The following is a 22,959-nucleotide window of genomic DNA, read 5'->3' as shown; positions in this document are numbered from 1 at the left end:
AGGCGCACCCTACGTCGCGTCGTCGTGATTGGTCGCGATCCACTCGTCTATCCGACTCCACCATTCGTAGAGCCAGTCGATGCGCTGCTTACGGTCGGTCGGGACCTCCTCCGGCGGCACCGACCAGAACCGCATCACCAGCCGCTTGTCCATCGGCAGCTCACGCCACACGTCGTTGACGGTGAGCATCCGGTCCAGACCGGTGTGGGCCACGAAGATCACTCCGGCGTCGGGTGCCGCGTCCAGCGCCGCCAGCAGCCCGCCCGGCTGCGGGGCGAGCACGTGCCGCATCGCCTCCGCCCGCAGCGCCATCCGCTCGTGTCCCCGATCACGCAACCGCGCGATGGCCCGCAGCCGGCGTTTCGGGGTGAAGTTGCTGCCCTCGGGGAAGATGACGAAAGCGTCGTCCTCGTCCAGCCCGGTGGCCAGATGCCCGACCTGCTCGGTAAGCGAGCCCCGGCCGTCGTGCCCCGGCGCGATGAACCGGCTCGGCAGCCGGTTGAGCAGTATGTCGATCGCCGGATCCCATTGGAGGGTGTCCTTGAGGACGATCCGTGGCTCGCGGCGGAACCAGTTCACCAGGGCGTGGATCAGGATGAACGAGTCACCCGGACCGGCGTGCCGGCACAGCACCAGTTCCGGCCGGCCCGGCAGTGCGGTGTCCGGGTCGGTGCCGACCACGTCGATGCTCAACCGCAGCGTCCACCGGGCCTGCCAGAACAACACCCGCAGGAACCAGCCGGCCAGCACGTAGTGAGCCCGCTGGAAGGCCGGTGAGCGTACCCGCCAGCCGAATCCGGAGCCGACCCAGAGCACGAAGAGGCAGAGCAGCGCCGCCGCGTCCCACACCAGGTAGAAGCAGCCGATCCAGAGCAACCGCAACGGACGCAGGTGCCCGGGGACGAACGGGGACGCGGCGAGCGCCAGCAGGACCCACAACGGCACCGTGGTGACCAACAGGATCGCCAGCAGCACCACGCCTGGTGCCAGCAGCAGTCGGCGCAGCCAACGCGGCGGTAACGGCATCAGCGGTCCAGGTTGGCCAAATAGTGCCGGGAGGCCGAGTACGCCCGGCTGATCCGCCGGCCCACCGCCGCCATGTCCCGGTACGCCCACGGGGTGTCGTCACGCGGCTCCAGCCCACCGGTCGGCAGCACGTGCACCTCGACCCCGTCGGGCAGGGCGGCCATCTCCCTGGCGAACCGGTGCCGGCGGGCGATCTCGAAGGCGACCTGGGCGATCTCCCAGGGCCGCCGTGGCGGTGCCAGCGCCCGCTCGATCCGGCCCACCTGGAGTACGAAGATCCGGCCGGCGCCGGCCGCGACCGCCTCGCCGATCGGGATGGAGTTGACGATCCCGCCGTCCACGTAGTGCTGGTCGCCGATGCGGGCCGGCGGCAGCAGCCCCGGCACCGAGGCGGACGCCAGGACTGCCGGCACCACCGGCCCGCTGACGAACCAGTGCTCGGCGGCGCGCTCGATGTTCGCCGCGCAGCAGCGGAACGGAATCGTCAGGTCGGCGAAGGTGGTCTCGGCACCGAGTTCGTTCTCCAACAGCTTGCGCAACGGCCGGGGCGAGTGCAGATGGGTACGGGCGGCGAAACGCCGCAGTTGCCGGGCGACCGAGTCGCCGTACACCTCACTGGCTTCCGGGGAGGCCCAGAGCCGGACCAACCGGTCGGTCACCGCCTCGGACGGGTCGGCGGCCACCAGGGCGCCGTTGACCGCGCCGATCGACGTGCCGAGCACCAGGTCCGGCCGGATCCCGGCCCGGAACAGGGCCCGCAACATGCCCACCTCGACCGCGCCCAGGACTCCCCCGCCGCCGAGCACGAAAGCCACAGGTCCCCGCGCCATGCCGTTCATCCTGGCACGGCCGGGCACCGACGGGCCCACCCGTACGCCCCGGCGCGACGCCGAGCGCCCACCCGACGCGACACCCACCGCTCCGGAGGCACCCGTCGCATCGAGGGCCGTTGACAGTGGGGCAACATTCGCGCAACCTGATACCGCTCCCACCTACGAGGCAGGTGCGATCCGTGAAGCCAGCACTGCAGCCCGGCCGGTTGCTGGCCACCAGATACCGGCTGATCGACCAGATCGGTTCCGGCGGCATGTCGGTGATCTGGCGGGCCCACGACGAGGTACTCGACCGGGTGGTCGCACTGAAGGTGCTCGCCCCGTCACTGGCCGCCGACGCCAGGTTCCGCGACATGGTCCGGGAGGAGGCCCGAGCCGCCGCCCAGCTGGTCCACCCGAACGTCACCTCGGTGCACGACTACGGCGAGACGGTGTCGCCGGACGGCGCCATCACCTCCTTCGTGGTGATGGAACTGCTCTCCGGGGAGGAACTGGAGTTCCGGCTCACCGAGGGCCCGCTGCCGTGGCCGCAGGCGGTGGAGATCGGCGCACAGGTCGCCGACGCGCTGGCCGCCGCCCACCGACTCGGCATCGTGCACCGCGACATCACCACGGCCAACGTGATGATGACGCAGGTCGGCGCGAAGGTGCTCGACTTCGGCATCGCCACCCGGATCGGCGCCCCCGACGACGATGAGGACGGTGCCACCTTCGGCACTCCCGCGTACGTGGCACCGGAACGGCTCGACGGCGCTCCGGCCCAACCCGCGACCGACGTCTACTCGCTCGGCGTCCTGCTGCACGAGACCCTGACCGGGCGGGTGCCGTATCCGGCGGACACCTGGGACGAACTCACCGTCGCGCTCGCCGACGGGCCACCGCCGTCGCTGGCCGAGGTGCCGGGGCTGCCGACGACGGTGGCCGAGATCTGCCTGCGCTGCCTGTCGCGGGATCCTGCCGACCGCCCCACGGCCCGGCAGGTGGCCACCGTGCTGCGCGACCAGATGCTGCCCGCCGATCCGCAGGCCAACACGATGCTCGCTCCCACCGTCACCCTGCCCTCGGTGGGACGGGCCGACGCGGCCCCGGTCCCCGCCTGGGTGCCACCGCCCGCCGGCCCCACGGCCTTCCAGCCCGCCCTCACCGGGGTCGTCTCCGGCGCGGCGGCGGGCATCCCGGCCGCCACCGGCGTCGCTGACCACACCGGCAGGCACCCGGACGGGAGCGACGCCGGGACCGGTACCGGAGTGGAGGCCGGGCCCGCACCGGTCTCCACTGCCGACCCGGGGCGGGGACGACGGCTGCCGCGCCCGGCACCCGTCACCGGTGCCGACCCCCGGCGGCTACGTCGCCCGCTGCTCGTTACGGCGGCTCTGGCCACGCTCATCGCCGCGGCGCTGGCGGTGCCGGCACTGCTGAAGGAGGACGACGACGGGCCGCCCGCCGTCCTGCCCACGACCGGACCGACCGCGTCACCCGACCCGGTCCTGCCGGAGGCCACCGCCAGCGCCTCGCCGACCGCCGTGCCGTCCACCCAGCCGACGCCGTCGGCGACATCTGGCGCACCGAACCCGCCGGCGGGTGGCGACAGCCTCGTCGAGGCCGCGAACCGCTTGGACCAGGTGATCGGTGCCGGTCTCGCCGACGGGGGCATCCGCGAGGACGTCGGCCTCGACCTGCGCAACGAGCTGCGCAACCTCACCCGGGCGGTGACCGGCGGCGAGGGCGAGCTGGGGCCGGGGGTCGCCCGACTCCGGGAGAAGGTCTCCACCCGGCTGCGCGAGAACGGGTTGAGTCAGGCGTACGCACAGCAGTTGGATGCGGCGATCACCGCGCTCGGCGCCGCGCAGGTGTGAGCGGCACGTCCCGTCACGCCGGAGTGACAGGCGCCGGCTCGCGCACCGCGCCACGCGGGGTCGCGGCGGCGAGGAAGCGGCGGTACACCTCCTCGTAGCCGACGGCCATCCGTTCGGTGGAGAAGGTCCGGGCCACGTGTGCCACACAGTCCCTCGGGTCGAGGTCGGCGGCCCGCCGCAGCGCCGCCGGCAACTCGTCCGGCTGCTGACAGATCAACCCGCTCACCCCGGGGCGGACAAGTTCCGGCACCGCTCCCCGGTTCAGCGCCACCACTGGTGTGCCGGTCGCCATCGCCTCCAGCATCACGATGCCGAACGGCTCCTCCCACTGGATCGGCATGATCAGGCAGCGCGCCTCGACCAGCAGGCGCAGCACGGCCTTCCGGTCGGCGTCGAGCACCACCGTGACGTCCGGCCCGAGCATCGGCCGGATCACCTCGTCGTAGTAGCGCCGCTCGGCGGGCTCGTTGCACTTGCCGGCCAGCACCAGCGGCAGACCGGCCGCCCGGCAGGCGCGGATGGCCAACTCCGGCCCTTTGTCCGGGCTGAACCGGGCGAGCCACAGCACCGGGCCGTTACTGGGGACGTCCTTGCGCGGGAAGTCGTCCAGGCTCATCGCGTTGTGTACCGTGCCCACCCAGGGCAGGTGCGGATTCAACGCCCGTTGGGTGTGTGAGATCGCCACCAGGCCGACCCCACGGTCGGTGTCGCTGAGCACCGTCCCGTACTCGCCCACCGGATTGCCGTGCACTGTCGCCACAGTGGGTACCTCCCGCCGGCCGGCCACCAGCGGACCTATCGTGCTGTGGTCGTGCACGATGTCGAAGTCGGCGGGACTGAGCAGATGGTTGACCCGGGCCAGGTGAGCCAGCTCGGGCAGCGCCTCGCCGAGGCGGTCGAACTGCAACTCGTCGAGGGTGGCGAGGAAGTCGGCGGCGGTGCCGTGGGCCGCACCGGCACCCATCAGGGTCACCGCGTGACCCCGGGCGATCAGGGCGTCGACCAGACCGGCCACCACCTGTTCCAGGCCGCCGTAGCCCGGCGGCGGCACCGACAGCCAGGGCGGCACCACCATCGCGATCCGCAACCGGTGCTCACGCGCAAGGTTGTCGGCCACGTACCCTCCCTGTCGCGGTCCGGAGGCGTCGACGATGATCGGCGCCAGCCTGGAATCGAGCGTCTTCCCGGTCCCGGCCCGGACAAACGGGCGTGGGGTCGCCGGTTCAGCCGCCCACCAGCAGTTGGTCCCGTACCATGCAGACGCCTTCGGCCGACCACGCGATCCGTTCCGCCTGATCGCGCTCCCACCAGGAACGCACCACCCCGCTCAGCGTCACCGTGTCGCCGCGCACCTGGACGACCACCCGTTCGGTGCCGATGCCCCGCATCAGGGCACGTTGCACGTCGGTGCGGATCCGGTCGACGTCGACCGGGGCGGCGGGCCGCACCTCGACCAGGTTGGTGACGCCGCGTACGCCCCGCAGCCGGCGCAGTTCCCGCTCGGCGGTACGCCGTTGCCAACCGAACTCCACGGCGCCGCGCAGCATCATCCAGCCGTCGGAGACGGTGAGGTCCAGTCGCTCGGCCGGTACGAAACTGTTCCACTCCAGCGCTCGGCTGGCCGCGATCGCCAGGTCGCCGTCGGTGACGTCGACAGGTCCGGTGGGGCGTACCTCGATGTCGTCGGCGACCGCCCGCACCCCACGTACCCGTTGTGCGCCGCGCACCGCCGCCCACCTGTCTGCGGCGCTGTCCACGCCGCCGGTGAGCGTCACCACGCCGTCGCGCACGCTCACCCCGATGTCGGTCGAACGCACCTGCGCGTCCCAGGCGAGTTCGTCGAGCACATCGCGCTGGATCCGGTCATCGTTCCGGGTCGCCGTCGTCGTGGTCATTGGCCCCCCCGTCCGCCTCCACAGGTCTTCTCGGCCGAGGCTGCCGGGCAGCGGGGTGAGCCCGGTTCACCCGGTCCGGGTGAACCCCCGCAAAGAGGAAGGGCGGCGGGTGTCGCGGCCAACCCCCTTGGCCGCGCCACCCGCCGCCCCGGAGGGAGGAAGCAGGTCTGTCCGTCAGGACGCTTCGGCGAGCGTCACGGTTGCCGTCGCCTCGGTGCCGTTTCGCTGGTACGTCACCTCGACCTGGTCACCGACCTTGCCGGCCTGGACGGCGGCCACCAGGTCGTTGGAGTCGTTGATCGCCTTGTCCCCGAACCGGGTGATCACGTCACCCTGTTGCAGCCCGGCCCGCTCGGCCGCGCTGCCCGGGTTCACCGCGCCGATCAGCGCACCGCCGTCGGGAGCGGCGTTCACGCTGACGCCCAGCGACGGATGGCTGACCTTCTCGCCCCGCTGGAGCTTCTCGGCGACGTCCTTGGCCTTGTTGCTCGGGATGGCGAAGCCCACCCCGATGTTGCCGGTGCTGCCCTGCCCGGCGGTGGCGATCGCGGTGTTGATGCCGATCACCTCACCCCGGGTGTTGACGAGTGCGCCACCCGAGTTGCCCGGGTTGATCGGGGCGTCGGTCTGCAACAGCCCCGAGATCGAGCTGACCGCCTGGCCGGGGAGTTGCTGACCGCCACCGGCCTGGATGGTGCGGTCCCGGGCGCTGAGGATCCCCGCGGTGACCGAGCCCTGCAGGCCGAGTGGACTGCCAAGCGCGAGCACCTGGTCGCCGACCTGCATCGCGTCGCTGTCGCCGAGGGTGGCGGGCTGAAGGTCGGTCAACCCGTTCGCCTTCAGCACCGCGAGGTCGGTCTTCGGGTCCGTCCCCACCACCTCGGCCTGGGTGTTGGTGCCATCCGCGAAGAAGACCCGGACCGTGTCAGCGCCCCCGGCGATCACGTGGTTGTTCGTCAGCACGTAGCCGTCGGCACTGAGCACCACGCCGGAGCCCTCGCCGCTGCCGGTGCTGATGGACACGACGCTGTCCTGCACCGACGCGGCGATGCGCGGCAGGTCGGCGCCGTCGATCACGGGCGCGGCGCTGTAGGTGCGGGTGATCCCGCCGCCGTCGCTCAGCGCGAGGGCGAGGGCCCCACCGGCGACCCCGCTGCCGAGCATCAGGGCGAACACCGCCACGCCGGCGCCGGCCAGCTTGGCGATCCGGCCGGGGCGGGGCCCGTTGGACGGGGTGGGTGCCCACGGGGCCGGCTGACCCGGGTAGCCGCTCGACACTCCGGGTGGCTGCCCCGGATACCCCGGCTGCTGCCCGGCACCGGGCCCGGTCGGCTGCCCGCCGCTCCAGGCAGGCTGGCCGGGATACCAGGGATTGCTTGGGTAGCGGGTACCCGGCTGGTACGGGTGCTGGTAATGCTGCTGGTGCTGGTGAGTGCCGGCCGGCGCCCAGGTGGGCTGACCGGAGACCGGCTGCGTCGCCACCGGCGAGCCGACGCCGTCGCCCGGCTGGCTCGGCGCGGCGTCCGGGCCGACCGACGACGGGTCGACGGCCCGCACCGGTACGGTCGGCGCCTCGACCGTCGGGTCGGCGTCGGGACGGGCTGCGGACGGGGAGTCGGACCGCGCGTACTCGGCGCGGGACAGCTCGGGTTGCGACGGCTCGGCGTCGGTGGGGGCCGGCCGGCGCGGGTCGGACTCGTACTCGGTCATGCCCCTACCTTCTCCCATCGCTCTGCGTCCCGCCTTGGGCTGAACTGAGGATTGGCTGAAAATCACTAGTTGTCGATGTCGGTGGCCGGTGCGAGCGGCAGCCGTACCCGGAAGGTGGCACCACCGCCCGGCGTCTCGGTCACCTCGACGGTGCCCTGGTGCACGGTCACCAACGCGGCGACGATGGCCAGGCCCAGACCGGTGCCGGTGTTGCCGTCGGTCCTGCGGGTACGCGAGGCGTCCACCCGGTAGAAGCGCTCGAAGACCCGTTCCGCCTGCTCGGCGGTGAGTCCCGGCCCGGTGTCGGCCACCTCGATCACCGCCAGGTTCCCGGGCTCGGCGCGCAGCCGCAGCGTCACGGCCGCACCGGGCGGGGTGTGCCGCAGCGCGTTTGTCATCAGGTTGCCGATCACCTGCCGCAGGCGGGCGTCGTCGCCGCGTACCACGAGCGGACCGGAGCCGGGCTCGATCTCCAGTTCGATCCGACGGTCCGGCGCCATCGCGCGGGCTGCCGCCACGGAGTCCGCCGCCAGCACCGGCAGTTCCACCGGAGCCAGCGAGAGCGGCCGTTCGCGGTCCAGCCGGGCCAGCAGCAGCAGGTCCTCCACCAGCAGTCCCATCCGGGCCGCCTCGTCCTCGATCCGGCGGAGCAGGTCCGAGGTCTGCTCGGGGGCCCGGGCCGCACCCTGGCGGTACAGCTCGGCGAAGCCGCGGATGGTGGTCAGCGGGGTACGCAGTTCGTGCGAGGCGTCCGCCACGAACTGCCGCATCCGCTCCTCGGAGCGGCGGGCCCGGGCCTCGGAGGCACGGGCCCCCTCGGCGGCGTCCCGGGCCGCGGACTCCGACGCCGCCCGGGCGGTGAAGGCCATCTCGATCTGACTGAGCATCGCGTTCAGGGCCCGGGACAACCGGCCCAGTTCCGAGGTCGGGCAGGGTTGGCCGTCCTCCGGGTCGGGCACCCGGCGGCTGAGATCACCACCGGCGATGGCGGCGGCGGTACGTTCGATCTCCACAAGCGGCTTGAGGCTGGTCCGGACGATCGCCGCGCCGATCGAGGCGAGCAGCACCAGCACCGCTCCACCGACGAGCAGGTCGATCCAGATGAGCCGCTTCACCGCCTGCTCCACGTCGGTGAGGTGCTGCCCGATCGCCGCCCACTGCCCGTTGGGAAGCTCGGTGTAGAGCATCCGCCAGCGCACGTCGGTGCCGCGCGCGTGGGTATAGAACGGTTTCCCGGCCAGTTGCTGGAAGCCGGCGGCGTCCTGGGGCCAGGGCGGCAGGTCGGCGACGTCGAACCGGCGTTCGTCGAACCCGTAGGCCGAGACCAGCCCGCTGCTGCGGCTGGTCACCACCACCACGTAGTCGGTGGGGATGACCGAGTCGGGCGGGATGTAGACCTCCGCCCAGGGCTTGTTCGCCAGGTCGCTCTCGATGGTATCGACAGCGCTGGTCAGCTCCCCGTCCACCTGGTCGACCAGGTAGCTGCGGAGAAAGATCGTGGTCAGTGAGGCGATCACCAGCAGCGCAGCGGCGACCAGGGTCAGCACGGCCGCGACCAGCTTGACCCGCAGCGGTACCGCGCGGAGCCGGTACTTGACCTGCTGTACCGCGTTCACGCCGCCGGCTTGCGCAGGACGTACCCGACGCCACGCAGGGTGTGGATCAGCCGGGGATCGGTGGTGTCGACCTTGCGGCGCAGGTACGAGATGTACGACTCGACGATGTTGTCGTCGCCCCGGAAGTCGTAGTTCCAGACGTGGTCGAGGATCTGCGCCTTGGACAGCACCCGGTTGGCGTTGAGCATCAGGTACCGCAGCAGTTTGAACTCGGTGGGCGAGAGCTGCACCCGCTGGCCGGCCCGATAGACCTCGTGGGTCTCCTCGTCCAGTTCCAGATCGGCGAAGGTGAGCCGGGCGGGCGCCTGCTCGCCGGTGCTGGTACGGCGCAGCACCGCCCGGATCCGGGCGGTCAGCTCCTCCAGGCTGAACGGTTTGGTCACGTAGTCGTCCCCGCCCAGGGTGAGCCCGCGGATCTTGTCGTCGGTGGCGTCCCGGGCGGTGAGAAAGACCACAGGCGTACGGGTGCCGCCCTCGCGCATCATCCGGATCACCTCGAAGCCGTCGAGGTCCGGCAGCATCACGTCGAGGACCACGAGGTCGGGGCGATGGTCACGGGCCGCGCTCAGCGCGGCGCTGCCGCTGGTGGCGGTGGCCACGTCGAATCCCGCGAAGCGCAGGCTCGCGGAGAGCAGTTCGAGAATGTTGGGGTCATCCTCGACGACGAGCAGTCGCGCCTCGGTCTGGGTAGCGGCCATGCCGCCCATCATCCGCGCAGACACTGCGCCCGCGCTGGGCGGATCCTGGAAAAAGCCTGTGAGCGGGATCGGTCAGGCGGCCAGCGGCAGCTCCCGCTCCCCGGTCGACGGATCCCCCGGTGACGTCGCCGCCGGGGGCCGGGTCGCCGCCGGAAGCACGATCGGGCCGGCGTCGGGCCGGGCCGGCACGCGTACCAGGTGCTCGGGCATGGGCTCGGTGGTCACCGGCGCGGTCCGCGTGGCCGGCGACGGTACGAGATGCACTGCCGACTCGGCGACCCGGGCCAGCGCCCGTCGGTCGGCGGACCGTCCCGGGTGCAGCGGCGCGGCGATGTCGACGCAGACCGTCAGCCTCCGGACCGCGAGCATTCGGCGCACCGACCGCACCAGGTTCTCGTCGCCGACGAAGGCCGGTGCGGTGCTGGTTGCGCCGGTCACGCCGCAGCGGTAACCGATCCGCAGCGGCACCACTGGCGCCCCGGCGTCGATCGCGGCCTGAAACATCGCCGGCCGGAAACCGGTAGGCGGACGACAGGTGGCTGCGGCGCCACACCAGGTGGTGCCCTCGGGGAACACCGCCACCGAGCGGCCCGACCGCAACGCCGCGGCGACCCGGCCCACCGTGGCGGGCAGTTCGCGGGGACGGGAACGGTCCACGAACACGGTGCCGGCCGCGTGCGCGAGCAGGCCGACAAGCGGCCACCGGCGCACCTCCCGCTTGGCCACCAGTCGGGCCGGCGCGACCGCCAGCAGCGCCAGGACGTCCCACCAGGAGACGTGGTTGGCGACCAGCAGGACTCGCCGCCGAGGCAGACGACCGCGCACGTCGAGGCGTACGCCGCAGACCCGGGCCGTGGAACGGGCCCAGCCGCGCAACGCGGCCTGACGTTCCCGGGTCGGCAGGATCGGGAGCACTGCCGCCAGCCCGACGCCGAGCCCGAGCATGCCGAGCAGGCCGGCGGCGCGGCCCAGTTGCCGCACCGCCGAGGCGGTGGAAGCCTCGCCGGGGCCGGGCAGGCAGTCGGGGCCACAGCCGGAAGTGGGCCGCCAGAGCGTGGTCATGGCTGCCCGCCGAGGAAGTGCCGCAGGTAACGCGGATTCATCCGGTCCATGGAGAGCAGGACGTAGAAGTCGGCCACCCCGAAGTCCGGGTCGTACGCCGGCTCGCCGCAGACCTGGGCACCGAGCCGCAGGTAGCCGCGGAGCAGCGGCGGGACCAGCTTGGCCGATCCGGTGACCGGCTCGGTCGGCGCACCCGGCTCGGCGAACCAGGGTCGCAGTGGCCGGACCCGCAGGGCTGGCGGCGACAGGTGCCTGGCCCGCGCCTGGGCCCAGACCTCGGCGGCGGCGAGGCCGCCGTCGGCCACCGGTACGGAGGCACAACCACCGAGCCAGCGCAGCCCACGCAGGTGCAGGTAGCGGGCGATGCCCGCCCACATCAGGTTGATCACCGCGCCGCTGCGGTGCGCGGGGTGTACGCAGGACCGGCCGGCCTCGACAAGGTGGCTCCGCAACGGGTCGAGTGCGGTCAGGTCGAACTCACCCTCGGCGTAGCGCCGGTTGGTGCGTCCTGGCGGGAGCAGTCGGTAGGTACCCACCACCTCGCCGCTGCCCTCCTGGCGCACCACCAGGTGGTCACAGTACGTGTCGAAGGCATCACGGTCGAGGCCGGTCGTGTCGTGGGACACGGTGGCGCCCAACTCGCCGGCGAACACCTGATGACGCAGGCGTTGCGCGGCCTCGACCTGGCTGGGGTTGTCGGCTATCGAAAGGGTGTAGCCGCTGGTCGTCAGTGCTACGTCCACGGCTGGCAGAACGGCCATGCCCTCTGTGTAGCGCCGGGGGGTTGCCGGTCCCGGTGACCAGCGGTGTCGATCCGGTGAACGCCGGTCGGCGACCGGTGGCCGACCCGCCGCGCCGGCCGACCCCGGGGGCGTGCGAGGCTGCCGGTGCCCCGGCGGCCGGACCGGGCGGCGTGGCGGAGGGAGGCTCGATGATCATCGAGGGACGCTTCAACGGACCGCCCGGCTCGGGCAACGGCGGATGGAGTGCCGGTGTCTTCGCCACCGCGTACGGCGGGGACGGTCCGGTCGAGGTGACCCTGCGCCGACCGCCACAGTTGGACACGCCGCTGACGCTCGTCGACGCGCAGGTGCGGGACCCGGCCGGGGAGGTGGTCGCGCAGCTACGGCCGGCGGAGGATCTCGACGACATCGCGGTCCCGTCTGTGGATCTGGCGACCGCCCGGGCCGCCTCGGCGACGTACCCGGGGCTCGTCGACCATCCGTTCCCCGGCTGCTACGTCTGCGGTCCGCAGCGCCCCGACGGCCTGCGGATCTTTCCGGGTCGGCTGCCGGACGGCCGCACGGCCGCACCGCTGCGGGTGCCACGTCAGGTCGAGGCCGCCACGGTCTGGGCCGCCCTGGACTGCCCCGGCGGCTGGGCGGTGATCGGTGCCGGCCGGCCGTACGTGCTCGGCCGGATCGCGGCCCGGATCGCGGCGCTGCCCCAACCGGACGACGAGTGCGTGGTGACCGGGGCGCTGATCGGCACCGAGGGCCGCAAGGCCCTCGTGCACACAAGCCTGTACGCCCCGGACGGCCACCCGCTAGGCCACGCCCGGGCGACCTGGATCGCCGTGTAGACACGGTCGTCGATCGACTCGTACCTGGGGATGAGACGGCTCCTGCCTGAGGTGGACGACGATCTCCCGAACGAGCCCGATTGAATTGCTTGACCATTAACGTCACGCTGTGCAACGGCGCACCCCGGCGCCGCCACGGGAGGAGAACGATGACCGACGGGCAACCAAGCCCCACCAACGACGCGCAGATCGTGGTTTCCGGTCTGAGCAAGCAGTACCGCAACGTGCTCGCGGTCAACAACCTGTCCTTCACGGTTCAACCGGGTCGGGTCACCGGCTTCCTCGGACCGAACGGTGCGGGTAAGACCACCACCCTGCGCATGCTGCTCAACCTGGTCACCCCGACCGCCGGAGCGGCGACCATCGGTGGTCACCGGTACCCCGACCTGGCCGACCCGCTGCGGCACGTCGGCGCGGTGCTGGAGGCGTCCAGCGCGCACAAGGGCCGGACCGGCGTCAACCACCTGCGGGTGATCTGCGCCGCCGCCGGGCTGCCGCGGGAACGGGCCGATCAGGCACTGGAACTGGTCGGGCTGACCCCGGCCGCCAAGCGCAAGTTCAAGGGCTACTCGCTGGGCATGAAGCAGCGCCTCGGCATCGCCGCGGCGATGCTCGGCGACCCACGGGTGCTCATCCTCGACGAGCCGGCGAACGGTCTGGACCCGGAGGGCATCCGGTGGATGCGCGGATTCCTCAAGGGACTGGCCGCCGAGGGACGCACGGTGCTCGTCTCCAGCCACCTGCTCTCGGAGATGCAACTGCTGGCCGACGACGTGGTGATCATCGCGGCCGGCCAGTTGGTCCGGCAGGGCCCGGTGGACCAGGTGATCGGGTCGATGGCGCAGGGCGTCCGGGTCCGGGTCCGCACCCCGCAGGCCGACGCGCTGACCGCCGCGCTGGCCCAGGGGCCGGCCACTGTCGAGAACGACGGGCAGGGCACTCTCCTGATCGGCGGGGTCGACGCTGCGACGGTCGGCCGGGCGGCCCTGACCGCCGGGGTCGAACTGCACGAGCTGACCACTGAACGACCCGACCTGGAACGTGTGTTCCTGGAGCTGACGGCCGGAAAGGCGGGCATCCGATGAGCCACCTCGTCCGCTCCGAACTACTCAAGATCCGTACGACCAGCACCTGGTGGTGGCTGGCCATCGGGGCGTTCCTGTCGATCGCCCTGGCCTTCGCCTTCAACGCCTGGCTGGCCACCGAGACCCTCAGCGGCGGTGGGGAGGAGTTCGGTTACACCGGCGACGCCGCCTCCGCGCCCGCCCAGGCGGCGAACCTCTACACCTCCGGCCAGTACCTGGGCCTGATGTTCGTGATGCTGATCGGCATCCTCATGGTCACCAACGAGTTCTTCCACCAGACCGCGACCACGACGTTCCTGGCCACCCCGCGACGCACCGCGGTGATCGTCAGCAAGCTCGTCGCGGCCAGCCTGCTCGGCTTCGCGTTCTGGCTGGTGACCACGCTTATCGACCTCGCCGCCGGAGCGACGTTCCTGTCCCTCAACGACTACGGCACGCAGCTCGGCGAGTGGGAGGTCCAGCGCGCCCTGCTGCTCAACCTGATGGCGTACGCGATCTGGACGGTGCTCGGCGTCGGCATCGGCACGCTGATCACCAACCAGTTGGGCGCGGTGATCACCGCCTCGGTGCTCTACCTGATCGGTACCCAGGTGGTGGGCCTGCTCTTCCTGCTGCTGGCCAACGTGCTGGACAACATGGCCGTGATCAAGTGGCAGGTGGTCTGGCCGGCCGCCGCCTCCCAGGTCATGATCACCCCGGGCGAGAACGAGATGCTGCCCGCCTGGTGGGTGGGCGCGCTCGTGCTTGTCGGCTACGCCGTGATCAGCGGTGTGGCCGGAATCCTCATCACCCGGCGCCGCGACATCTCCTGACGCCTGGACGACCAACCCGGGTGAGCGCACCGCCCCGACGGGCCCGGTACCCAGCGAGAACTGGGTACCGGGCCCGTCGCCGCTCGGGAGCAGTCAGGCCATAGCAGCGATCAAGGGAATACGCAGCGCTTACCGAACTTCTGGCATCTTCTGTGAATCCGACCACGCGTCGGAGGCGGAAATGCCCCGACGTTCGGTACGGCGTAGCCTGGGAACCGTCCTGTGCGTCCGTCCCGGCGCACCGGGCACCGCGTGACATACAAACCCGCGTGAAAGAGGCGATTACCGGCCGTGTCGACCCAGCAGACTTCGCAGGAGAACCCACTGGCGGGTTTCGGCCCGAACGAGTGGATCGTCGAGGAGATGTACCAGCGCTACCTCGCCGATCCGAGCAGCGTCGACCCGGCCTGGCACGACTTCTTCGCCGACTACCGACCCGGTCAGGGCACAGCGGGCGCCACTGACGGTCGCGCGGCCACCACCGCCGCGACAAAGGACGCCGCCCCGGCCGACACCGAGCCGGCCACGAAGAGCGCACCGGCGGCCAAGGGCGAGCGCCGCACGCCGGCGGCACCGGCGAAGCCGACACCAGCCGCGTCGAAGCCGGCGCCGGCCACCCCGAAGGCGACCACCCCGAAGGCGACCACCGCGAAGCCGGCCGCCGCCAAGGCCGAGCCGGCGAAGAGCCAGCCGACCCGGACCGCGCCCACCGCCAACGGGCCGCAGACCACCCCGCTGCGCGGCGTGGCCGCCAAGATCGTCCAGAACATGGACGCCTCGCTGGCCGTGCCGACCGCGACGAGCGTCCGAGCCGTGCCGGCCAAGCTCCTGGTCGACAACCGGATCGTGATCAACAACCACCTCGCCCGGGGACGCGGTGGCAAGGTCAGTTTCACCCACCTGATCGGCTACGCCCTGGTGCGGGCGCTCGTCGCGCACCCGGAGATGAACAACTCCTTCGGCGAGGTCGACGGCAAGCCGGTAATGGTCCGCCCCGAGCACGTCAACCTGGGCATCGCCATCGACCTGACCAAGCCCGACGGCAGCCGCAACCTGGTGGTCCCCTCCATCAAGGCCTGCGAGCAGATGGACTTCCGGCAGTTCTGGCAGGCGTACGAGGATGTCGTCCGGCGCGCCCGCCGCAACGAGCTGACCATGGAGGACTACTCCGGCACCACGATCTCGCTGACCAACCCCGGCGGCATCGGCACCGTGCACTCCATGCCGCGACTCATGCAGGGGCAGAGCGCGATCATCGGGGTCGGTGCCATGGAGTACCCGGCGCCGTACCAGGGCATGAGCGAGGCCACCCTGGCCGATCTCGCGGTCAGCAAGGTCATCACCCTGACCAGCACGTACGACCACCGGATCATCCAGGGCGCGCAGTCCGGCGAGTTCCTCAAGGTCATGCACGAGCTGATGCTCGGCGAGCACGGCTTCTACGACCAGATCTTCACCTCGCTGCGGATCCCCTACGAGCCGGTGCGCTGGATGCGCGACGTCGCCGTCGACAGCGAGGGTCAGATCAACAAGACCGCCCGGGTCCACGAGCTGATCCACTCCTACCGGGTGCGTGGCCACCTGATGGCCGACACCGACCCACTGGAGTTCAAGATCCGCAAGCACCCGGATCTGGACGTCCTCCAGCACGGGCTGACCCTGTGGGACCTGGACCGCACCTTCCCGGTCAACGGCTTCGCCGGCCGGCAGCGGATGAAGCTGCGGGAGATCCTCGGCGTGCTGCGTGACTCGTACTGCCGCCGGGTCGGCATCGAGTACATGCACATCCAGGACCCGGCCGAGCGCCGCTGGATCCAGGAGCGGGTCGAGCGCAAGTACGAGAAGCCGCCGGCCGGCGAGCAGAAGCACGTGCTCAACCGGCTCAACGCGGCCGAGGCGTTCGAGACCTTCCTACAGACCAAGTACGTCGGCCAGAAGCGCTTCTCGCTGGAGGGCGGCGAGTCGCTCATCCCGCTGCTCGGCGAGGTGCTGGAGGCCTCCGCCGAGGGCGGGTTGGACGAGGTCGTCATCGGCATGGCCCACCGGGGCCGGCTCAACGTGCTGGCCAACATCGTCGGCAAGCCGTACGAGAAGATCTTCTCCGAGTTCGAGGGGCACCTGGACCCACGATCCACCCAGGGTTCGGGCGACGTGAAGTACCACCTGGGGCAGAACGGCAAGTTCACCACCCCCGACGGCGACCACGCCGTGAAGGTCTCGGTGGTGGCGAACCCGTCGCACCTGGAGGCCGTCGACCCGGTGCTGGAGGGCATCGTCCGGGCCAAGCAGGACCGCATCGACCTCAAGCTGGAGGGCTACACCGTGCTGCCGCTGGCGGTGCACGGTGACGCCGCCTTCGCCGGTCAGGGCGTGGTGGCCGAAACGCTGAACCTCTCCCAGCTGCGCGGGTACCGCACCGGCGGGACGGTCCACGTGGTGGTCAACAACCAGGTCGGCTTCACCACCGCCCCGGAGTACAGCCGCTCCAGCCTCTACAGCACCGATGTGGCCCGGATGATCCAGGCCCCGATCTTCCACGTCAACGGCGACGACCCGGAGGCCGTGGTCCGGGTCGCCCGGCTCGCCTTCGAGTACCGCCAGGCGTTCAACAAGGACGTCGTCATCGACCTGGTCTGCTACCGGCGGCGCGGGCACAACGAGGGCGACGACCCCTCGATGTCCAACCCCCAGATGTACCGGATCATCGACTCGAAGCGCTCGGTGCGCAAGCTCTACACCGAGGAGCTGATCGGGCGGGGTGACATCACCGTGGAGGACGCCGAGGAGCTGCTGCGCGACTACCAGGCGCAGTTGGAGCGGGTGTTCAAGGCCACCCGCGACGCGGCCAGCACGCCCCGCCAGCTGAGCCGCCCGCCCCGACAGGACGAGCCCGAGCCGCAGGTGGAGACCGCCACCGAGGCGTCGGTCATCAAGGCCATCGGCGAGGCGCACGTCAACCTGCCCGAGGGCTTCACCCCGCACAAGCGGATCCAGCAGTTGCTCGACCGGCGGGCCCGGATGGCCGTCGAGGGCACCATCGACTGGGGGTTCGGCGAGATCATCGCCTTCGGTGCGCTGCTGCACGACGGGGTCACCGTCCGGCTCGCCGGGCAGGACTCGCGCCGAGGCACCTTCGTGCAACGGCACGCCTCGATCGTCGACGCGGAGACCGGCGACGACTACCTGCCGCTGAAGTCGCTCACCGGCGACGGTGAGCACTCCCGGCTCTTCGTGCACGACTCGTTGTTGAGCGAGTACGCGGCGATGGGCTTCGAGTACGGCTACTCGGTGGAGAACGTGGACGCGCTCGTCTGCTGGGAGGCGCAGTTCGGCGACTTCGTCAACGGCGCCCAGACGGTGATCGACGAGTTCATCTCCTCCGGCGAGGTGAAGTGGGGCCAGCGCTCCGCGGTGACCCTGCTGCTGCCGCACGGCCACGAGGGTCAGGGCCCGGACCACACCTCCGGCCGCCCGGAGCGGTTCCTCCAGCTCTGCGCCGAGGACAACATGCGGGTGGCCAACCCGACCACCCCGGCGAACTACTTCCACCTGCTGCGCCGCCAGGCCCTCTCGCCCAAGCGGAAGCCACTCGTGGTGTTCACGCCGAAGTCGCTGCTGCGGCACAAGCTCTGCGTCTCCTCGGTGGAGGACTTCACCACCGGCACCTTCTCCCCCGTGCTGGCCGACCCGGCCGCGAGCGCGCCGGAGCAGGTCAAGCGGGTGCTGCTCTGCTCGGGCAAGGTCTACTACGACCTGTTCCAGGCCCGGAAGGAACGCGGCGTCACCGACACCGCGATCATCAGGCTGGAGCAGCTCTACCCGATGCCGGTGGAGGAGATCCGGGCCGCCCTCGCGCAGTACCCGAACGCGGAGGACTTCGCCTGGGTACAGGAGGAGCCGGCCAACCAGGGTGCCTGGTCGTTCGTCGCGCTCAACCTGCTGGAGCACCTCGACGGTGTCCGGCTGCGCCGCATCTCCCGTCCGGCCGCCGCGGCTCCGGCCGTCGGCTCGGCGAAGATGCACGAGGTCGAGCAGACCGCGCTGATCGAGGCGGCCCTCCCCCGCCCCTGATGAGAACTGATCCGGTCCCGTCCCGCCCTACGGTGGGGCGGGACCGGCCGGCTTCACCGGGGACGCCGGTGAGGAAGCGAGCAGATCCATGTACTTCACCGACCGGGGCATCGAGGAGCTGGTCGAGCGGCGCGGCGAGGAGCAGGTCAGCCTGGAGTGGCTGGGCGAGCGGCTGCGTGACTTCGTCGACCTGAACCCTGAGTTCGAGACCCCGATCGAGCGGTTCGCCACCTGGCTGGCCCGGCTCGACGACGAAGACGACGACTGATCACCGTGCCAGCCATCCGACCGGGCGGCCGGCGTACCGGGTCGTGGCGTTCGCTGCCGACGAGCCTGCCCGGCGCCGCGAGGCGTCGACGGCCTGTCGTGGCGGCCGGGGTCGCCCTGGCGTTGCTGCTGGCCGGTTGTTCCGATGATCCCGCCCCGCCTCGGGTGTCCGACCCGGTTGGCTCCGCGCCACCGCCTGCGCCCTCGGTGTTCTACCTCGACCCGGCCAACCCGGCCGAGGCGGAGGCGGCGCGGCGCGCCGCCCGGGGCGACTCGGCGGGGGCGGAGGCGCTGCGCGCGATCGGCAGCCGGCCGAGCGCGAAGTGGCTGACCGGTGGGGCGGCCCGTGACGAGGTCGACGCCTTTCTCGGCCAGGCCGCCATCGCCGGCCAGACACCTGTGCTCGTGGTGCACAACGTGCCACAACGCGACTGTGGTCGGCAGGGCGAGGGCGGTGCCGGCACCAGCGCGGAGTACCAGGCGTGGATTCGCGAGGTCGCGGCCGGCGTCGCGGGCCGTCCGGTGATCGTCGTGCTCGAACCGGGCGCGCTGCCCGACGCGGTGGCCGGCTGCGTGGCCGACTCCGCCGGTCGGCTCGCGCTGCTGCGCGACGCGGTCACCGTGCTGGCCAGTACCGGCAACGCCCGGATCTACCTCGACGCCGGGCATCCGGGCTGGATCCGCGACATCGAGGGGTTGGCGGCCGGGCTGCGCCGGGCCGGGGTGGACCGGGCCGACGGGTTCGCCCTCAACGTGGCGAATTTCGTCAGTACCGAGGACAACGTCGGCTACGGGCTCCGGATCTCCGACGCACTCGGCGGTGACGCCACGTTCGTCATCGACACCAGCCGCAACGGCAACGGCCCCTATCCCGCCGCACGGGTCGGCGGTGCGCCGAGCTGGTGCAATCCCCCGGGCCGGGCGATCGGCGCGGAACCCACAGCCGACCCCGGCCTGCCCCGGGTGGACGCGCTGCTCTGGATCAAGTTCCCCGGCGAGTCCGACGGCGACTGCCGCCCCGGTGAGCCCCCAGCGGCGAGTTCTGGCCCGCGTACGCCATCTCCCTGGCCCGCCCCTGACCCCGTCGGTCATGAGGTTAGCGGCAGAGAAACGGACAAAAGTCCCGCCAACCTCATGGTCAACGGGAGCTGGCGGGGGTGAGGCCGGTGCGGCGGAGTTTCTGCCAGCCCAGGCGGCCGCCGGTGAGGGCTGTGGTCACCGACTGGATCATCACCAGGTACATCAGCTGGCGGTAGACGAACTGCTGCAACGGCAGCACCCACAGCACGCTGAGCTTCTCCCGGTCCAGCCGGAACGCCACCACTGCGGTGAGCGTCTGCAACGCGAGCATGACCAGCCAGGCCACCGCCGTCGCGGTCCGGTCGAGGAAGAACAGGCCGTAGAGCGCGAGCAGGTCGATCACCGGGGCCAGCAGCGGCAGGAGCACCCCGAACAGGCTCAGGAACAGCAGACAGCGCCGGGTGAAGCGGCCGGAGGCCCCACTGTCGAGCAGCGAGCGCCGGTGCTTCCACATCGCCTGCATGGTGCCGTAGCTCCACCGGTACCGCTGCTTCCACAGCTGCCCCAACGTCGCCGGGGCCTCGGTCCACGCCCGGGCGGTCTCCTCGTAGACCACCTTCCAGCCGGCGCGGCCGAGCGCCATGGTGATGTCGGTGTCCTCGGCCAGCGTGTCGTCGGTCATGCCACCGGCGTAGCGCAGCGCCTGCCGGCGGAAGGCGCCGATCGCCCCGGGCACCGTGGACATGCAGCGCAGGGTCTCGTACAGCCGGCGGTCGAGGTTGAAGCCGATGACGTACTCGATGTGCTGCCACTTGGCGATCAGGCTGTCGCGGTTACCCACCTTGACGTTGCCGGCGACCGCGCCGACCTGCGGGTCCGCGAACGGCTGGACCAGCCGCCGCACCGAGTCCCGCTCGAACACGGTGTCCCCGTCGACCATCACGATCAGTTCGTGCCGGGCCAGCGCCACCCCGGTGTTCAACGCGCTCGGCTTGCCACCATTCGGCTTGCGAACGACCCGGACGTTCGGCAACCGCAACGCCTCGACGATCTCCGCCGTACCGTCGGTGGAGCCGTCGTCGACCACGATCACCTCGATGCCGCCCGGATAGTCGCCACCGGCCAGCGAGCGGACGGCCGCGGCGATCCCCTCCTTCTCGTTGTACGCGGGCACGATCACCGAGACCGGTTCGGTCACCGGCGGCCCCCACGCCCAACTCTTCGCCCGCCGTCGGCGTGCGTGCCGCCCGGCGAGCACGAGCAGCAGCACGGTACGACCCACGGTGAGCGCGCCCACCGTCAGGAAGATCACTCCGAGCCAGCCCAGCGTGCGGTCCGCCCCCTGCACCCCCCAGATCAGCATCCGCCCGCGCCAGCGCTCCCCCGCGCTGGCCGGCTGACCGGCGTCGACCCGGTGGTCGATGCCGGCCTCGGCGAGGGCCAGGTTCAGGCCACCGCTGACCGTGACGAAGCGGTAGCCGCGCTCCTTCATCAGCGGAATGAACCTGTCGAGCGCGGCGACGGTCTGGGCCCGTTCGCCGCCCGCGTCGTGCCAGAGCGTGATCGCTCCCGAGTACCCGGACGGCGTCACGTTCGTCAGGATCTGGTCCACGCCGGGCAGCGCCCAGTCCCGACTGTCCGTGTCGTTGAGCACGCTCAGGTAGCCAAGTTCACCGGCCCGGGCGAAGACCGGCCAGTCCAGGTCGTTGATGGCCATCGCGTAGGAGGAGTACGGAAAACGGATCAGCGAGGTGCGGACCCCGGCCGCGCTGGCGATGGCCAACTGGGTCTGGGTGTACTCCATCCGGCGTCGCCAGTCGGGCAGCACCGTCAGATCCGGGTGGGTGAAGGTGTGCACGCCGATCTCGTGGCCGTCGGCGGTCAGCTCGCGTACCAGTTCCGGATGACGGGCCACCTGGGAACCGACCACGAAGAAGGTGGCCGGAACCTGATGGGCGGCCAGCACCCGCAGCACCTCGCGGGTCCAGACCGGGTCCGGCCCGTCGTCGAAGGTGAGGGCAACGGTGCGCGGGGGCAGTCGGTACGACCGGGTCTGGCCACCCGTGCTGCTGATGATCGGGCCACCGGAGACCACAGTCGTCGGCACCTCACGCTGCCCGTGGTGGGTCTGCTGCTGACGATCCGGCGCGAAGGAGGCGTTGGCGTACGCGCCGACGAGGAGCACGGCGGCCAGCACCGCGCCGAGAACGCCGAGAAGGGCCCAGCTCGGCGACGGTACGACCCGGCGGCCTCGTACCGTCCGGCGGGACCGGCGCGCCGGCGGTTCAGTCATCGGCGGGGGCGGCTCCGTCGACAACGATCGACGGATCGACTGTCGGCGACGCCGGTTCCGTGGTGGGCGGGTCGACGCTGGGCGTGGTCGCCGGTGCGGTCGACCGCGAGGGTCGGGGCGGTGCCGGCACCGACGCAGGGGTGCGGCGAGGTGTCGTCGGTGCGCTGGTCACCGTCGTGGGCGCCCGGGACGGGGTGACGCGTGGGCGCGGCGCACCACTGCTCGTCGGCCGCGGCGCGGCCGTGGTCGGCGGCGCCTCCGCAGCGGGGATCGACGGGGCCGGCGGCGGTCGCCAGGACTGGCGGGTCGGCTCCACGAAGGGCAGCACCGTGTCGGCGTTGACCGGGCCGCCGGCGAAGCTCGCCACCACCAGGCCGGTGTAGATCAGACCCACCAGGCCCAGGACGTACGCGAGCCAACGCAACCGGGACCGACGCCTGCCGCTCGGGTCGACGAAGACCGGCGGCGGCTGGGGCACTGCGGACAGCACTGTCGTGGGGCTGTCCGTCGACAGCACAATCGTGGGTGCGTCGACCACCGCCGGCCGCACCACCGTCGGCGCGTCCACCACTGCCGGCCGCACCACCGTCGGCGCGTCCAGCACCGCCGGCCGCACCACCGTGGGCGCGTCGAGCACCGCCGGCTGCACCACCGTGGGCGCGTCGAGCACTGCCGGCTGGATCACCGTGGGTGTGTCCGGCGCGGTGGGAAACCCCGGTGTCGACGCGTCAGTCACGGCCGGCCGGACAAGCGTCGGCGACTCCGACGCGGCCAGGTCGTCGGCTGCGGTTGGCTCGTCTCCCCGCACGCCGTTCGCCGCGTCGGCGCTGGTCAGAGGGTCCGCAGTCATGGCCGGGAGTCTAGGAGTGAACATTTCTCGGCTTACTCGCGGAGTTGGCCGATGCGACCGGAATCCCAGTTTGCGGGGCGACCACCCACGCCGGGGTGAGCGTCGAATCACGGAGCGCGATGAGCACCTCGACCGGCAGGCGCGCCGCCTCGTCGACCCGGTCTCCCGGACCCACCGAAACCCGCCGCGAGCAGGTCAAACGGCCTGGTCGTCCTCGTGCCGGCGGCCACCACGACCCGGACGGTCCGGCCGCCGCCCCTGGTCGGTCGGACCGAAATAAAGA

18 protein-coding genes are annotated in these 22,959 nt (G+C 71.6%); 7 read left to right on the top strand and 11 right to left on the bottom strand.

Features of this window, described 5'->3' with window-relative positions; genetic code table 11:
* Positions 1 to 9: 9 nt before the first annotated feature.
* Entirely contained in the window at positions 10 to 1,026 is a 1,017-nt protein-coding gene (locus tag CLT74_RS26790; protein ID WP_099850015.1) for a 1-acyl-sn-glycerol-3-phosphate acyltransferase, read from the bottom strand.
* Positions 1,026 to 1,856, bottom strand: coding sequence for a patatin-like phospholipase family protein (locus CLT74_RS26785; protein ID WP_099853014.1), 831 nt, complete (start codon positions 1,854 to 1,856; stop codon positions 1,026 to 1,028). Before CLT74_RS26785 ends, CLT74_RS26790 begins: the two co-directional genes overlap by 1 nt.
* 182 nt (positions 1,857 to 2,038) lie before the next feature.
* Here CLT74_RS26785 and CLT74_RS26780 point away from each other — a divergent pair, with 182 nt between their 5' ends.
* Complete coding sequence (locus CLT74_RS26780) at positions 2,039 to 3,715, top strand: serine/threonine protein kinase (protein ID WP_099850013.1); 1,677 nt, start codon at positions 2,039 to 2,041, stop codon at positions 3,713 to 3,715.
* A 13-nt stretch (positions 3,716 to 3,728) separates the two neighbouring features.
* Here CLT74_RS26780 and CLT74_RS26775 read toward each other — a convergent pair whose 3' ends face one another.
* The 7 genes from CLT74_RS26775 to CLT74_RS26745 form a co-directional block, all read right to left on the bottom strand.
* The gene (locus CLT74_RS26775; RefSeq protein WP_099853009.1) at positions 3,729 to 4,790 is read right to left on the bottom strand and encodes a glycosyltransferase family 4 protein; all 1,062 of its coding nucleotides are present in this window, start codon (positions 4,788 to 4,790) and stop codon (positions 3,729 to 3,731) included.
* Between the two features lie 148 nt (positions 4,791 to 4,938).
* Positions 4,939 to 5,610, bottom strand: a complete 672-nt coding sequence (locus CLT74_RS26770) for a BON domain-containing protein (protein ID WP_099850012.1) — start codon at positions 5,608 to 5,610, stop codon at positions 4,939 to 4,941.
* Between the two features lie 174 nt (positions 5,611 to 5,784).
* Positions 5,785 to 7,320, bottom strand: coding sequence for a trypsin-like peptidase domain-containing protein (locus tag CLT74_RS26765; protein ID WP_099850010.1), 1,536 nt, complete (start codon positions 7,318 to 7,320; stop codon positions 5,785 to 5,787).
* 65 nt (positions 7,321 to 7,385) lie between these two features.
* Positions 7,386 to 8,936, bottom strand: a complete 1,551-nt coding sequence (locus CLT74_RS26760) for a sensor histidine kinase (protein WP_099850008.1) — start codon at positions 8,934 to 8,936, stop codon at positions 7,386 to 7,388.
* Positions 8,933 to 9,634 (bottom strand): response regulator transcription factor, encoded by a 702-nt coding sequence (locus CLT74_RS26755; RefSeq protein WP_099853003.1) that lies wholly within the window; start codon positions 9,632 to 9,634, stop codon positions 8,933 to 8,935. The genes CLT74_RS26760 and CLT74_RS26755 overlap by 4 nt, the downstream gene beginning before the upstream one ends.
* A 72-nt stretch (positions 9,635 to 9,706) precedes the next feature.
* A complete protein-coding gene (locus CLT74_RS26750; protein ID WP_099850006.1) occupies positions 9,707 to 10,696 on the bottom strand; it encodes a lysophospholipid acyltransferase family protein in 990 nt (329 codons plus the stop codon).
* Positions 10,693 to 11,457 (bottom strand): GNAT family N-acyltransferase, encoded by a 765-nt coding sequence (locus CLT74_RS26745; protein ID WP_099850004.1) that lies wholly within the window; start codon positions 11,455 to 11,457, stop codon positions 10,693 to 10,695. Before CLT74_RS26745 ends, CLT74_RS26750 begins: the two co-directional genes overlap by 4 nt.
* A gap of 170 nt (positions 11,458 to 11,627) precedes the next feature.
* Here CLT74_RS26745 and CLT74_RS26740 point away from each other — a divergent pair, with 170 nt between their 5' ends.
* The 6 genes from CLT74_RS26740 to CLT74_RS26715 all read left to right on the top strand — a co-directional run bounded on the left by CLT74_RS26740 (position 11,628) and on the right by CLT74_RS26715 (position 19,674).
* Positions 11,628 to 12,278, top strand: coding sequence for a hypothetical protein (locus tag CLT74_RS26740; RefSeq protein ID WP_099852999.1), 651 nt, complete (start codon positions 11,628 to 11,630; stop codon positions 12,276 to 12,278).
* Between the two features lie 149 nt (positions 12,279 to 12,427).
* The gene (locus CLT74_RS26735) at positions 12,428 to 13,363 is read left to right on the top strand and encodes an ATP-binding cassette domain-containing protein (protein WP_099850002.1); all 936 of its coding nucleotides are present in this window, start codon (positions 12,428 to 12,430) and stop codon (positions 13,361 to 13,363) included.
* On the top strand, positions 13,360 to 14,175 hold the full coding sequence (locus CLT74_RS26730; protein WP_099850000.1) for an ABC transporter permease: 816 nt from the start codon (positions 13,360 to 13,362) through the stop codon (positions 14,173 to 14,175). The genes CLT74_RS26735 and CLT74_RS26730 overlap by 4 nt, the downstream gene beginning before the upstream one ends.
* A 291-nt stretch (positions 14,176 to 14,466) precedes the next feature.
* On the top strand, positions 14,467 to 18,246 hold the full coding sequence (locus CLT74_RS26725) for a multifunctional oxoglutarate decarboxylase/oxoglutarate dehydrogenase thiamine pyrophosphate-binding subunit/dihydrolipoyllysine-residue succinyltransferase subunit (protein WP_099849998.1): 3,780 nt from the start codon (positions 14,467 to 14,469) through the stop codon (positions 18,244 to 18,246).
* An 88-nt stretch (positions 18,247 to 18,334) separates the two neighbouring features.
* Positions 18,335 to 18,514, top strand: a complete 180-nt coding sequence (locus CLT74_RS26720; protein WP_013735712.1) for a DUF6104 family protein — start codon at positions 18,335 to 18,337, stop codon at positions 18,512 to 18,514.
* A 5-nt stretch (positions 18,515 to 18,519) separates the two neighbouring features.
* Complete coding sequence (locus tag CLT74_RS26715) at positions 18,520 to 19,674, top strand: glycoside hydrolase family 6 protein (RefSeq protein WP_199172271.1); 1,155 nt, start codon at positions 18,520 to 18,522, stop codon at positions 19,672 to 19,674.
* Here the strand turns inward: CLT74_RS26715 and CLT74_RS26710 are convergent.
* Together CLT74_RS26710 and CLT74_RS30295 are read right to left on the bottom strand one after the other, a co-directional pair.
* Positions 19,652 to 21,826 (bottom strand): glycosyltransferase, encoded by a 2,175-nt coding sequence (locus tag CLT74_RS26710; RefSeq protein ID WP_099849996.1) that lies wholly within the window; start codon positions 21,824 to 21,826, stop codon positions 19,652 to 19,654. The genes CLT74_RS26715 and CLT74_RS26710 overlap by 23 nt on opposite strands.
* The gene (locus CLT74_RS30295) at positions 21,819 to 22,676 is read right to left on the bottom strand and encodes a hypothetical protein (RefSeq protein WP_143697208.1); all 858 of its coding nucleotides are present in this window, start codon (positions 22,674 to 22,676) and stop codon (positions 21,819 to 21,821) included. Before CLT74_RS30295 ends, CLT74_RS26710 begins: the two co-directional genes overlap by 8 nt.
* Positions 22,677 to 22,959 lie beyond the last annotated feature (283 nt).

It is taken from the genome of Verrucosispora sp. CNZ293 (assembly GCF_002754655.1).
The sequence above is the reverse complement of the archived record's forward strand: the minus strand, read 5'-3'. Positions and strand labels throughout refer to the sequence as shown.